The organism is Rothia sp. SCPM-O-B-18226 (M350) (genome assembly GCF_058213595.1).
Window position 1 is genome coordinate 110,650 of the sequence record NZ_JBYQJS010000004.1, and the last position, 12,722, is coordinate 123,371.

The 12,722-nt window shown below is 63.8% G+C and carries 10 protein-coding genes and 3 riboswitches; of the genes, 6 read left to right on the plus strand and 4 right to left on the minus strand.

Annotated features, from left to right (window positions below; genetic code table 11):
* Window positions 1-57: 57 nt before the first annotated feature.
* A riboswitch (SAM riboswitch) is annotated at window positions 58-166 on the minus strand.
* Window positions 167-341: 175 nt separating this feature from the next.
* Window positions 342-438: riboswitch (SAM riboswitch) on the plus strand.
* 5 nt (window positions 439-443) lie between these two features.
* From AC3E6W_RS07305 to AC3E6W_RS07320, 4 genes are all read left to right on the plus strand, one after another.
* The gene (locus AC3E6W_RS07305; protein WP_306540152.1) at window positions 444-1,283 is read left to right on the plus strand and encodes an ABC transporter ATP-binding protein; all 840 of its coding nucleotides are present in this window, start codon (window positions 444-446) and stop codon (window positions 1,281-1,283) included.
* Window positions 1,284-1,402: 119 nt separating this feature from the next.
* On the plus strand, window positions 1,403-2,464 hold the full coding sequence (locus AC3E6W_RS07310) for an aliphatic sulfonate ABC transporter substrate-binding protein (protein ID WP_371556204.1): 1,062 nt from the start codon (window positions 1,403-1,405) through the stop codon (window positions 2,462-2,464).
* The gene (locus tag AC3E6W_RS07315) at window positions 2,464-3,291 is read left to right on the plus strand and encodes an ABC transporter permease (protein ID WP_049333929.1); all 828 of its coding nucleotides are present in this window, start codon (window positions 2,464-2,466) and stop codon (window positions 3,289-3,291) included. Before AC3E6W_RS07310 ends, AC3E6W_RS07315 begins: the two co-directional genes overlap by 1 nt.
* Window positions 3,292-3,561: 270 nt before the next feature.
* A riboswitch (SAM riboswitch) is annotated at window positions 3,562-3,679 on the plus strand.
* A gap of 4 nt (window positions 3,680-3,683) precedes the next feature.
* The gene (locus AC3E6W_RS07320; protein WP_490646641.1) at window positions 3,684-5,822 is read left to right on the plus strand and encodes an AMP-binding protein; all 2,139 of its coding nucleotides are present in this window, start codon (window positions 3,684-3,686) and stop codon (window positions 5,820-5,822) included.
* A 168-nt stretch (window positions 5,823-5,990) separates the two neighbouring features.
* On the opposite strand, the gene AC3E6W_RS07325 is transcribed toward AC3E6W_RS07320, so the two are convergent.
* Entirely contained in the window at window positions 5,991-7,079 is a 1,089-nt protein-coding gene (locus AC3E6W_RS07325) for a zinc metalloprotease (RefSeq protein ID WP_049343583.1), read from the minus strand.
* A gap of 293 nt (window positions 7,080-7,372) precedes the next feature.
* On the opposite strand from AC3E6W_RS07325, the gene AC3E6W_RS07330 reads away from it, so the two are divergent.
* A complete protein-coding gene (locus tag AC3E6W_RS07330) occupies window positions 7,373-8,245 on the plus strand; it encodes a hypothetical protein (protein WP_049333926.1) in 873 nt (290 codons plus the stop codon).
* A gap of 95 nt (window positions 8,246-8,340) precedes the next feature.
* On the opposite strand, the gene AC3E6W_RS07335 is transcribed toward AC3E6W_RS07330, so the two are convergent.
* Both AC3E6W_RS07335 and AC3E6W_RS07340 read right to left on the minus strand, forming a co-directional pair.
* The gene (locus tag AC3E6W_RS07335) at window positions 8,341-9,465 is read right to left on the minus strand and encodes a zinc-dependent metalloprotease family protein (RefSeq protein WP_371556305.1); all 1,125 of its coding nucleotides are present in this window, start codon (window positions 9,463-9,465) and stop codon (window positions 8,341-8,343) included.
* Between the two features lie 365 nt (window positions 9,466-9,830).
* Window positions 9,831-11,426, minus strand: a complete 1,596-nt coding sequence (locus AC3E6W_RS07340; RefSeq protein ID WP_490652726.1) for a DHA2 family efflux MFS transporter permease subunit — start codon at window positions 11,424-11,426, stop codon at window positions 9,831-9,833.
* Window positions 11,427-11,687: 261 nt separating this feature from the next.
* Between AC3E6W_RS07340 and AC3E6W_RS07345 the strand changes: the two genes are divergently transcribed.
* The gene (locus tag AC3E6W_RS07345) at window positions 11,688-12,005 is read left to right on the plus strand and encodes an acylphosphatase (RefSeq protein WP_070541905.1); all 318 of its coding nucleotides are present in this window, start codon (window positions 11,688-11,690) and stop codon (window positions 12,003-12,005) included.
* An 83-nt stretch (window positions 12,006-12,088) separates the two neighbouring features.
* Here AC3E6W_RS07345 and AC3E6W_RS07350 read toward each other — a convergent pair whose 3' ends face one another.
* Window positions 12,089-12,703 (minus strand): GNAT family N-acetyltransferase, encoded by a 615-nt coding sequence (locus AC3E6W_RS07350; protein WP_490652727.1) that lies wholly within the window; start codon window positions 12,701-12,703, stop codon window positions 12,089-12,091.
* Between the last annotated feature and the right edge of the window lie 19 nt (window positions 12,704-12,722).

Here is a 12,722-nt window from a genome sequence, read left to right on the forward strand (position 1 = left end):
GCCGCCTCCTTCTTGCCTTCTGCGTTCGGTGGTGGCCTTCGTGCAGGTGGCGCGTTCGCGCCGTACTTGCCTCTTTCCGTTGAGGCCAGATCATCATCTGGGGCACCCCGCTACGGGAGAGGGTTGCCGCCCGGCTAGCCAGAGCTTAGCGCCGGGACTCATGATCTCGTGGTTTGAGTGTACGGGGCGCGCGGGAGGGAGGGCACGTTTGTGACGAAAAAATATTTTTGTGACGCGGAACCGAAATATTTCGTGATAAATGCGAAATAAAGAGTCATAGAAATTCATACGCGCCCGTCGGGTTGATTGAGGCGTGGCACAGCCCATAGGGTGAGTAGAGCAAACCATCCAGAGCGACCGAGAGACCTGGCTCCACGACGTCGCAGCAACCGATAGCGGTTTCCCCACCGCCGGTGCTAACGCCAGGAACGATGGAAGTGACTATGACACTCAACAGTGCAGTAACTCCCGGCGCATCCGAATCCTCAGCGAACCGGCACGCCGTATCCAGTGCCGCAGTGCCCCTCGTCTTCGATGCCGTTGGCCAGTCCTTTGCGGTACCCGGCGGAACCCACGAGGTTCTGCGCGAGGTCACCTTCACCGCCGAACCCGGCGAAATTATTTCGGTAATTGGCTCCTCGGGATGCGGCAAGTCCACCCTCCTGCGTGCAGCCGCCGGCCTGAACCGCATCACCGCCGGCACCGTGCGCATCGGCGAGAAGGCCGTGACCGGGCTCGACCCCCGCGTAGCTATCGGCTTTCAGGAACCGCGCCTGCTCCCCTGGCGCACCGTCGCCAACAACGTGGCGCTCGGACTGCCGCAGGGCACCAAGAAAGCCGAGGGCGAGGCGACCGTAACCCGCCTGCTGAGCCTGGTCGGCCTGAGCGAGTACGCCGACCACCGCCCCAAGGAAATTTCGGGCGGCATGGCGCAGCGCGTCTCCCTGGCCCGAGCGCTCGCCCGCACCCCCGGCGTGCTGCTGCTCGACGAACCCTTCGGAGCCCTCGACGCGCTGACCCGCATCAACATGCAGGACCTGCTGCTGGACGTGCACCGTCAGGATCCGACCACGATCCTGCTGGTCACCCACGACGTGGAGGAGGCGCTCTACCTCTCCGATCGGGTCATCGTGCTCGGCAAGGACACCCCGGAGGGCCCCGCGACCATTCAGCGCATCGTGACCGTTGACCGTGCCCACCCCCGCGACCGCGCGGATGCAGAAATCACCGCGTTGCGTAGCGAACTGCTCGCCGAGCTCGGCGTGGAGGAAGCCGCGGCCTAAGCCGTCCCCACCCCTCTCTGTATTAGCGCTGTCCAGGGCATATATCCGGTTGGCTATATTCTGCGGGCCGCGCTCCCCATCTCATCACATCATCATCTTCAGAAGCGAAAAGAACCATCATGACTTTCTCCCCGTCTCGCCGTACCGCCCTCAAGTCCCTGGCCGCAGCCGCCGCCTTCGCAACCCTGCTCAGCGGTTGCGCCGGTGAGGGTTCCGGCTCCTCCAACGCCTCCGGTGCAGCCGGCAGCGGCAAGGACACCGTGACCATTGACTACGCCACCTACAACCCACTCTCGCTGATTATCCGCAAGAAGGGCTGGCTCGAGACCGCCCTGTCCGCCGAGGGCAAGAAGGTTGAGTGGGTCAAGTCGGCCGGCTCGAACAAGGCCAACGAGGCGCTGCGCAGCGGCAACATCGATGTCGGCTCCACCGCGGGCTCGGCGGCGCTGCTGGCCCGCGCGAACGGCTCCCCCATCAAGGTCATCAGCCTCTACTCGCAGCCCGAGTGGTCGGCGCTCGTCACCCGCAAGGACTCGGGCATCACCAAGGTCACCGACCTGAAGGGTAAGAGCGTGGCCGTCACCAAGGGTACCGACCCCTACTTCCTGCTCCTGCAGGCCCTCAAGCAGGCCGGCGTTTCCGCCTCCGACGTGAACATTCAGAACCTGCAGCACGCCGACGGCCGCACCGCCCTGGACAACGGCCAGGTCAACGCGTGGAGCGGTCTGGACCCGATTATGGCTGCCGCCGAGGTGGAGAGCGGCGACGTGCTCTTCTACCGCAACCTGGACTTCAACACCTACGGCTTCCTGAACGCCACCGAGAAGTTCATTCAGTCCAACCCGACCGCCGCGCAGGTCATCGTGGACGTGTACGAGTACGCTCGCGCCTGGGCCAAGAAGAACCCCGAAGAGGCCGTGAAGATCGTGGAGGAAGAGTCCGGCATTAAGCACGAGACCGCCCAGGTCGTCATGGACCGCACCCACCTGGACATCGACCCGGTTCCGGGCGCCAAGCAGGTTGAGGTACTCAAGGGCGTTGGCCCGATTCTGGTCGAGTCCGGCGACGTCCCCTCCCAGTCCGACGTGGACAAGGCCCTGAACAGCATCGTGGACGACCAGTTCGCGAAGAAGGCTGACAGCGCCGCAGTCGAGAAGATTGCCAAGGCGGTGGAGAAGTAATGAGCGCCGCAACCATTGCCCCCGCGCAGGAGAGCGCGGCCAAGCTCCCGACGCCGAAGCTTCCCTCGAACCCCTTCGCCGGCAAGCAGTACCTGGGCCTGATCCTGCCCCTGGCGCTCATTGCGCTCTGGTATATTCTGAGCACCAACGGCGTGTTCACGCAGGTCCAGCTGCCCTCCCCCGACCGTGTGGTGGGCGCCGGTATCGAGCTGGCGCAGCGCGGTGAGCTGGCCAAGCACGTCGCGATTTCGACCCAGCGTGTGCTGATTGGCTTCGGCATCGGCGCGGTACTCGGCCTGGTGCTGGGATCGCTGATTGGCTTGTCGGCCCCGGTGCGCGTGTTCGTCGCCCCGACCATCGGCGCTCTGCGCGCGGTCCCCTCACTAGCGTGGGTCCCGCTGCTTCTGCTGTGGATTGGTATCGGCGAGAACTCGAAGGTGACCCTCGTGGCCATCGGCGCGTTCTTCCCCGTGTACACCACGGTTTCCGCAGCCCTCGCCCACGTGGACCCCAAGCTCGTGGAGATGGCCCGCGCCTTCGGCCTGAAGGGCCTGCGCCTGTTCACCACGGTTCAGCTTCCCGCGGTTCTGCCCGCCGTCATCTCGGGTCTGCGCCTCGCGCTCGCTCAGGCGTGGCTGTTCCTGGTCGCCGCCGAGCTGCTGGGCGCCTCCATGGGCCTGGGTTACCTGCTGACCGACTCGCAGAACAACGGCCGCACCGACCGCCTGCTGCTCGCCATCGTGGCGCTGGCCATCCTGGGCAAGATTACGGACGCCCTCGTCGGCCTGTTTGAGCGCTGGGTCAAGGCAAAGTACCCCAGTAACTAGCGCCACCGGCAGCTAAACACAACGCTCAGCACACGCTGAGTTTTCAGGAGAGATGTCCGCGCGTCAGTCATCGTGACGCGCAGGAAAAAGAAGTCGGCGGGGAAACCTGTCGCCTACTGAATGATGATGATGTGCCCCGCCCCGCGCCCCACAGTAGTGAGCGCGGGGCGGGGTTCTTAATGTGTCGTTATATTACGAAGCGCTACACAGTGTGCCTTTTATGACGGGAACCTTTGCATCGGGCCCCGCGGCGCGCTTTACTAAGAAGGCAAACCATCCAGAGCGACCGAGAGACCTGGCTCCATGACGTCGCAGCAACCCCCTCGCGCATCTGCACACACGAGTAGGCAGCGCGAGCAAGGGTGCTAATGCCAGCTACCGATGGGAGAGATATGGGACTGCCCACCCCCTTTTCGTTCACCGACCCGCTGAACCCCACCCCGAACCCCGCGCTCGAATCTGACGAGGCACGCGTCGCGTTCTGGGAGAAGCAGGCGCAGCGACTCACCTGGGCTGAGCCCTGGCACACCGCGCACCGCTTCGAGAAGCCGAAGTCCCTCGGCTTCGACGAGGAGGGCATCGAGCAGTTCACTGTTCCCGAGATTAAGTGGTTCGAGGGCGGCAAGCTCAACGTCGCCTACAACTGCGTGGACCGCCACGTGGAGGCGGGCCGCGGCGACAAGGTCGCCCTCTACTTCGAGGGTGAGCCCGGCGACCGCGAGGCCATCACCTACGCCGAGCTGCAGCGCCGCATCGCGAAGGCCGCCAACGGTCTGCTGTCCCTGGGCGTGCGCAAGGGTGACCGTGTGGTCATCTACCTGCCCGTCATTCCCGAAACCATTATCTTCACCCTGGCCTGCGCGCGTATTGGCGCGATCCACTCCCTCGTGTTCGGCGGTTTCTCCGCCGAGGCGCTGAAATTCCGTGTGGAAGACACCGGTGCGAAGGTGCTCGTCACCACCGACGGCCAGAACCGCCGCGGCAAGGTTGTTCCCGTGAAGGTCAACGCCGACGAGGCCTGCTCGGGCGAGAACAACATCGAGCACGTCATCGTGGTGGACCGCACCAGCGCCTCCGACCCCGTAGCGCACGCTGAGGTTCCCTGGACCGAGGGCCGCGACGTCTGGTACCACGACCTGGTGGACGACCAGCCCGACACCCACGCCTACGAGCTGCACGACGCAGAGGATCCGCTGTTCATCATCTACACCTCCGGCACGACCGGTAAGCCCAAGGGCCTGGTGCACACGATGGGCGGCTACCTGGTGCAGACCGCGTACACCCACGCTTTGCTCTACGATCTGCTGCCGGATTACGTGGATGAGAACGGCGTGCTGCGCCCCGACGAGCTGTCGGCCGTCAACGACCCCGAGAAGGTGGAGTCCACCGTTCACTGGTGCACCGCCGACCTCGCTTGGGTGACCGCGCACACCTACGAAATCTACGGCCCGCTGGTTAACGGCGTATCCGAGGTGATTTACGAGGGTACCCCGAACACCCCGCACTACGGTCGCCACTTCGAGGTCATCGAACGTTACGGCGTGACCAACTACTACACCGCCCCCACCCTGATTCGTTCCCTCATGGGCGCGTTCCCCGACGGCCCCGAGCCCGGCAAGTACGACTTCTCGACCGTGCGCCTGCTCGGTTCGGTGGGTGAGTCCATCAACCCGGAGGCGTGGCGCTGGCTGCGCAAGCACGTGGGTGGCGGCACCGCATCCTTCATCGACACCTGGTGGCAGTCCGAGACCGGTTCGACCGTGTGCTCCCCGCGCCCGCACGACCCGGCTTTCGCCTCCGCCGGCACCTACCCGGTGGGCACCCCGAACTGCACCCCCCTGCCCGGTTGCGCTACCCGCGCCGTTCCGGGCGTGTCCACCCGCGTGGTGGATGAGCACGGCAACCCGGTGGAGCCGGGTAGGCAGGGCTTCATCGTGGTCGATAAGATTGGCCCCTCCATGGCCCGCACCGTGTGGAAGAACCCGCAGCGATTCCTGGACTCCTACTGGCGCCACTACGGCGAGCGCGGCTGGTTCCTGGCCGGTGACGGCGCGAAGGAAGACGAAGAAGGCAACGTGTACATCCTCGGCCGTATCGACGACGTGATCAACATTTCGGGTCACCGCCTGTCCACGATTGAGATTGAGTCGGCCCTGGTGACCCACCCGGCCGTCGTGGAAGCCGGCGTCTGCCCCGTGGAGGACGACCTGACCGGTCACCAGGCGGTCGCCTACGTGACGCTCACCGACGAGGGCAAGGCCCTGACCGAGGACGAGCTGAAGGCGGCGCTGACGGCTCACGTACGTGAGCACATCGGTCCGATTGCCAAGCCCAAGGACGTTGTGGCGGTTGCCGATATCCCGAAGACCCGTTCGGGTAAGATTACCCGCCGTCTGCTCGGCGAGCTGTACCAGGGCCGCCCCCTGGGTGACGTTTCCTCGCTGCAGAACGAGGAGGCACTGGGCCACATCGCGCAGGTGCTGGTGGAGACCGGCCGCGTGCAGCGAGAAGAGGAGCGCGAGGCGGCCTAGCCTAGCCTCCCCTGCCGGCGCGGCCCCTACAAGACTCCGGCATAGCCCCGGCGCGGCCCCTGCATAGGAGTCGCGATACATAACAAGGGTGCGGATACCGAACGATGATTCGGTATCCGCACCCTGTTGTTTAACGGTACTGACGAGGCCTTTCGCCCCGGCGACCGCCTAGTTAATCAGGCCCAGGGAACGAGCGTACTCGGCGGTAATACCGCTCGGCTCAATCTGCTTGGGGCCCTTCTCGAGCTCGGGGTGCTCGGTCGCCTGGAAGCGGATCATCTTCAGGTCGTTCGCCGCGCCCAGGTTCGAGATCATGCCGTCACCGTTCAGGTCCACCGAGACCGGCTCGGCATCAATCTTGCCGTTACCGTTGAAGTCGATGGGACCGTCAGCGGGCTTACCCTTGTACAGGAAGCCGGCCGCGCGGGGACCGAAGCCGCGCGCCTCGTAGAGCTTCGCCTCGTTCAGCATGCGGTACTCGGCGGTGGAGTAGCCGAAGTAGCGGCTACCGTCGGCCATGGGCACGCCGGTGAGGGTGTACTGGTAGTTCATGACGCTCAGGTAGTTGGGCTTGTAGTTGATCTCGTCCCAGCCGCCGTGGCTCAGCGCCAGGTTGTGGCCGAGCTCGTGCACGAACACCGCCACGCGGATATCGCTGGTTGCCTTACCCCAGAAGTGCGGGCCCACGGTGACCATGAGGTTACGGCCTCCAAAGTTAGCGATGCCGGAGGAGGTGCTGTTGTCGTAGTAGTCGCCCCAGATGACGTAGTGGAAGGTGCCTTCACGGGCGGGGTTGAACTTACCTTCGGAGGCCTTAATCCTGTTGAGTGCGTTGAACTCGCTGTCGAGCTCCTGGTGGGTGATTTCGTTGCCGCCGCCGAGGTTGTACTTGGCGCTGCGGGCGCTACCGGCGTCCAGGTGAATATTCACGCCGGTGGTGCCGTCGGGGTTGCGCATGGGCAGGTCGGCGTAAATCTTGGTGATGCGGTCCAGCTCCTCTTCGCTGGGGAGCAGGCCGGGCATGTAGTCCATCTCGACGAAGATGTCCTTGTGGTTGGGGTCGGCGCCCAGTGCGGGGAAGTCGACGTCGACCTTGCCGTCGCCGTCGGCGTCGTAGCCCTTCATCTCCCAGGTGTTGGGGATGCCGTCACCGTCGATGTCGGGGTTGTAGGCGTTGGCTGCCGGGGCGGCGACCGCGCCCAGGCAGAGGACCGCCAGGGAGGCAAACGCGATACGTGCGCGCTTCAGAGAGGCCATGAATCTGTCCTTTGATGTGATGGTGTGAGGATGCGATACCCGTGACGGGCACGCGGGATGGACGGCAGTGTTCGTTCTTCGGTGTTCGCACCCGTGCGGGTAGCGAGTCGTTTGCAGGCCGACGGGGCGCCTCGTGAGCTACCGCCGCATCACTTCGTGAGCTTTAGCCGAAGATTGCAGAAAACCTGCTTTAAAGTTGAGACAATTTTGAAGTTGAGCTGAATTACACTACAGTATCAGTAATTCGTATCACGTGCATCACCGTATTCACCCGTGGAAGAAAGAATAATTACATGTCTCAACAGCAGACCAGTCACAGCACCCCCGCTTCCGGCAAGCGCGGCGTAAACCGCCGCTCCCTCGTCAAGGGTGCTCTCTGGAGCGCGCCGGTCGTCGCAACCGCCGCAACCGTACCCGCCTACGCGGCCTCCACCGACGTGCCGGAGACCCCGACCCTGCAGTTCGGTGTCTTCACCCAGGCCTTCAACTCCAACCCCTCCAACGATTTCGACACCCGCTACGGTCTGGACTCCTACACCGTGCAGGTGCCCAACGTGACCGCAACCTCCACGAGCCCGAAGAGCGCAGGCGGCGGCACCTTCACCCCCGGCGGTAGCGTCGGTGCGGGCCTGTACGGCGGTGCCGGCCTGTGGATTTCCGCCCCCATCAATTCCAAGGGCGAGTTCCAGGGCAGCACCTACCTGTACGGCTCGGCGCACCTACAGGTGACCTTCGAGTTCACCTTCCCCACCGCCGAAGACGTCACCGCGCCGCTGCTGTGGGACACCGACAACGACGCCGAGGTGGCCGCGCTGGCCAAGAGCGAGGGCGGCGCCAAGACCAATAACCCGGCAGTGAGCGCCTTCAACGGCGTGGCCTACGCGGCGAAGTTCTACGAGCCGGTCATCGAGGGCAACACCTGGACCGGCGTGCTGGATATCCGCACCTCGGACTTCCTGACCGCGACCGCCAACGGCCCCGTGCGCTACGCACAGGTGCTGGCCTCGCAGGTTCCGGTGTACTTCACCGAGGTGACCTCCAGCTACACCCTGACCACGACCGTTCAGCTCACCAGCGGCACCGTTGCGATGCAGCTGACCGATGACGGCGAGTACACCTACCGGGATCTGGCGGGTGCAAGCGCCTCCGCAACCATTACCCGATAGCGCGGCCGCCGCAGTAGGCAGAAAGGGGCCCGGCATCCAATATGGATGCCGGGCCCCTTTGCTTTAGGGCTCAGCCTATCGGCCGCCGCTAGGAACTAGTCCTTCGCCGGGACCATGCCCTCGGAGCGGGCCAGGTCGGCGGTCATCTCATTGCGATCAATCGCGGCCGAGAGGTGCTTCTCGGAACGGTACACGCCGCCCTGCGCCTCCTTACCCTCAGCCTGCAGCTTCAGGGTTGCCAGGTCGTTCGGGGCGGTCAGCTCAGTCAGCTGGCCGTCACCGTTCAGATCGACCGAGACCGGCTCGTCATCAATCTTGCCGTTGCCGTTGAAGTCGATACCCTCCCAGGCGGGCTTGCGGAAGTACAGCCAGCCGTAGGCGTTGCGGCCAAAGCCGGCGCGCTCGTCCAGCTTGTTCTCGTCCAGGGTCTTGTAGGCGCGGGTCGAGTAGCTGAACTTCAGCTCACCGCTGGCGCGGCGCACGCCGTAAATCTGGTAGCTGTAGTTCATGACGCTCTGGTAGTTCGGCTTATCGTTCACGTCATCAGTACCGCCGTGGCCCAGGCCCAGGTTGTGGCCCAGCTCGTGGATGAAGGTGCCCACGCGCACGTCGGAGGTTGCGGACTTACCCCAGAAGCGCGGGCCGACGGTCACGATGAAGCCGCGGCCGCTCACGTAGCCCAGGCCCGAGGAGCCGTACTCGTCGTAGGCGTCGCCCCAAATCATGTAGTGGAAGACGCTCTCGCGGTTCGGGTCCATGTTCTTCGAGCGGATTTCAGCCCACTTGGTCATGGTGTTGTCGAGCTGTTCGTGCGCCACTTCGTTGCCCCCGCCGAGGTTGTACTTGGCGCTGCGGGCGCTACCAGCGTCCAGGTGGATGTTGATGCCGACGGTGCCGTTCGGGTTGCGCACGGGAAGCTGCGCGAAGGATTCGGTGATGCGGTCGAGCTCTTCCTCGCTGGCGAGCAGGCCGGGCATGTAGTCCATCTCCACGAAGATATCCTTCTTCAGCGGATTGGCGCCCATCGCGGGGTAGTCCACGTCGATTTTGCCGTCACCGTCGGCGTCGTAGCCCTTCATCTCCCAGGTGTTGGGGATGCCGTCACCGTCAATGTCGGGGTTGTAGGCGTTAGCCGCGGGCGCCGCGACCGTGCCGAGTACCAGCAGGGCCGCCGAAGCGAGCGCGGTACGCACCAGGCGGGGGGACAGGGAGAAAGCCATAAAGTATCTCTCTTCGTATCTTGACCACGCGGGAGGTTGCATCATCTGACGTTGCGCACGGTATGGGTTGTACGGGTCCGGTTCTATGGTGAGTAGAAGTATCAGGCGACTACCGCGTGGTTCAGTGGTCATATGTGTGTTGCTGCCGCCGATATGCAGTCGGCGTGCCGCGAGTGAGCGCGGCATTTAAAAGACAGCGGGTCACTGCCGAACCCTCCGATGGAGGCAAAAGAACCGTTCTTGGTTCTCTTCTGTTCGACGGTGACCCGCCTCATCATACACAGAGTGCATCTAGTTTGTCCCGGTATTCGCACCGTATCTCAGGTTATGCACCGTTTATGACGTAAAACGTTTTGATAAGCCTTCTATTTAGTGTTTTCTGACTCAGGCTCTGCCTCAGCGTTCTGTGCAGCGTTCTGTGCGGTGCCCCTCGCCTCGGAGGTCTTCTTCGAAGCGTAGAACAGACACACGACGGCGCCCACCGCCGCGGCGACCAGGGGTAGCATCATGGAATCAGCCATTGCCGCAGCGTAGGGTTCACGTAGAATCTGCGGAAGCACGCCTCCAGCAGCACCGTCGTGAGAGCCACCGCCCGCTGCGGCAGCCGGGCCCAACGCGGACAGGTGCGAGGTAATCGCAGAAGCCATGATGGTCGTAATCGCAGCCGAACCCAGCACCGATGCCATCTGGCGGGTCTCGTTGTACACACCCGAACCGGCACCGGCACGCTGCGGCGGCAGGTTACGGGTCGCCGACACCGACAGCGGACCCCAAATGCAGGAGTTCGCCGCACCCAGAATAATCATCGGGCCAACCATCAGCCACAGGTTGCCTTCCGCAACCATCGTCGGGCGCAGCAGAGCAAAACCAACAACCATCAGCGTAAAACCAATTACCGCAATCCACTTCGGGTCGTTACGGTTCAGACGCGCACCCACCACCGGCGCCAACGCGCCCGAGAACAACGCCATCGGGGCGGTCATCAGCGCAGCCTGGGTCGGATCCAGGCCCTCCACCTGCTGCAGGTACAGGGTCAGCGGGAACGCCATACTGATAGCGACCATGCCCATAGCCGAGATAGCCACATTCGATACGGAGAAGTTACGGTCACTGAACAGGCTCAACGGAACCAGCGGCTCACGCGGGTTAATAGCCTGCCACCCGATGAACAGGCCCAGCACCAGAATGCCGGCAATAATCAGACCCCACACGCTCACCGCAATACCGGTACCCATAAACGAGTCAGTGATGGTGCCCCAGTCGTAGGTGGCGCCTTCCTGAATACCGAAAACCAGCAGGAACAGACCGACCGCCGAAAGCACCACACCCAACCAGTCAAAGCTGTGCTTCTTCTGCTCAAACACCGGCACATTACGCCACGCCAAGAACAGGCCGACCAGACCCACCGGAATGTTGATGAAGAAAATCCAACCCCAGCCGAGAGTATCCACCAGCACGCCGCCCAGAATCGGGCCAACCAACGAGGCAACACCCGCAGTCGCACCCCAAATGCTCATGGCGACACCGCGCGCATTCGGCGGGAACATGAGCGTAATCAGAGACATGGTCTGCGGGGTCATCAGCGATGCGCCCAAACCCTGCACCACGCGGGCAGTAATCAGCGACTCAACATTCGGCGCCAGACCACACCACAGGGAAGCAAGCGTAAAAATACCCATACCGATCATGTACAGGTTCTTCTGCCCGAAGCGGTCACCCATACGGCCGGTAATGAGCAGCGGCACCGCATACGCCAGCAGGTAGGCGCTCGTCACCCACATACCCGCCGACAGGGATGCATCCAGATCCTGCAGCATGTGCGGCAGGGCGATGGTGACGATATTGCCATCCACCAGGATCATGAAGAAGCCAACAACCAGGGACCAGAGAGCAGGCCAGGGCTTGTAGGGTGTCTTCGCCGGGTTACCGACGAGAGGCGCTTTCTTGGGGCGTGAACTCAATGATCCTCCAGTGGGTGAGCGTTGCGGGTACAGTCTGCGTGTTCAACGTTGCCGCTAATAAATATCACCCCATCTTACTCCCCTTGTGGACGCGGCTTCGGTTGCTTTACCCTTATTCAGCTCTTCACGGCACGTGCGCGCGGCAACCAGGCGGATGCACCCCCGCACCCTCTAGACTGAAGCTATAGAAGCTATCAGAGCGCCACCACCGGCGCTCGCCCCCATCAGACCACTCACAATGAGATGACCCCGGGAGGACCCATGGGTTTCTTTGATTTCTTCACCGACCGAACCCCGGCAGAGCCCGCCGAAATCCGCCTCGTCGCTTTCGTGAGCGGCAAGGTGCAGGGCGTGGGCTTCCGCTGGTGGTGCGCCGGCACCGCCAAGCCGCTGGGTCTGACCGGGTACGCCGAGAACCTCGACGACGGGCGCGTCAAGGTGATTGCGGAGGGGACGGCCGCCTCCTGCGCTCGCCTGGTGGATATTCTGCGCGGCGACGATACCGCGGGCCGCGTGGATGAGGTTCTCGTCGGGTGGGAGGAGCCGTCCGGCTCGTTCCGCGGCTTCGGCATCAGGTAGCCTCCCCAGTCTTTATTTAGGGCGCGCCGGATGCTCTCCTCACTACGAGGAAGCACCCGGCGCGCCCCTATGCTGTGCGCGGGTTAACCCCGCGGGTCCGCCCAGAGTGCCGCGAACTGGGCGCGGGTCATATCGGCGCGGCGCACCCGGTGCTGCACCGGGTGGCCGTTCTCGTCGGGGCGGCCGGAGTTTGGGTCAATATCGTCGTAGATGCCGGTGAAACCCGCCTTGACCGCCACACGCTCTGAGGGCTCGTTACCCGCCAGGGCGGTCCAGCGCACGCGTTCGAGGCCCAGTCCGAGCGGGTCGAAGGCGTAGCCGAGGACGGCTCGCAGTGCCTCGGTCATGTAGCCCCTGCCGCGCGCTTTCGGGGCGGTGTAGAACCCCAGTTCGGCGCGGGTTCCGGGGCCTTCGGGGGTGCCCTCGGGCAGGCGCAGTTCAATGCTCCCCGCAAACATTCCGGAGGCGTCAATCGCCCAGCGTTGAATCTGCCCGGCGGCAATCTGGCGGGCGGTGGTGAGTAGGGAGTCTTCGGCGTCGGCGCGCGTGTAGTTCAGCGGTACGCGGGTGTAGCGAATCATCTGCGGGTCGCGGCAGGATTCCACGATGTCGGGGATGTCCGCTTCGCGTAGGTGGCGCAGGGTGAGCCGTTCGGTGATGAGTTCAGGCTGGCTGGGTACGGCAGGGTCAAGGTTCATGGTTTCACCCTACACCACC

Excerpts from the sequence above, each read along its gene's own strand:
- AC3E6W_RS07350 (WP_490652727.1), bottom strand. The coding sequence starts at position 12,703 with ATGAACCTTGACCCTGCCGTACCCAGCCAGCCTGAACTCATCACCGAA.
- AC3E6W_RS07305 (WP_306540152.1), top strand. The coding sequence starts at position 444 with ATGACACTCAACAGTGCAGTAACTCCCGGCGCATCCGAATCCTCAGCG.
- AC3E6W_RS07315 (WP_049333929.1), top strand. The coding sequence starts at position 2,464 with ATGAGCGCCGCAACCATTGCCCCCGCGCAGGAGAGCGCGGCCAAGCTC.
- AC3E6W_RS07325 (WP_049343583.1), bottom strand. The coding sequence starts at position 7,079 with ATGGCCTCTCTGAAGCGCGCACGTATCGCGTTTGCCTCCCTGGCGGTC.
- AC3E6W_RS07335 (WP_371556305.1), bottom strand. The coding sequence starts at position 9,465 with ATGGCTTTCTCCCTGTCCCCCCGCCTGGTGCGTACCGCGCTCGCTTCG.
- AC3E6W_RS07310 (WP_371556204.1), top strand. The coding sequence starts at position 1,403 with ATGACTTTCTCCCCGTCTCGCCGTACCGCCCTCAAGTCCCTGGCCGCA.
- AC3E6W_RS07345 (WP_070541905.1), top strand. The coding sequence starts at position 11,688 with ATGGGTTTCTTTGATTTCTTCACCGACCGAACCCCGGCAGAGCCCGCC.
- AC3E6W_RS07320 (WP_490646641.1), top strand. The coding sequence starts at position 3,684 with ATGGGACTGCCCACCCCCTTTTCGTTCACCGACCCGCTGAACCCCACC.
- AC3E6W_RS07330 (WP_049333926.1), top strand. The coding sequence starts at position 7,373 with ATGTCTCAACAGCAGACCAGTCACAGCACCCCCGCTTCCGGCAAGCGC.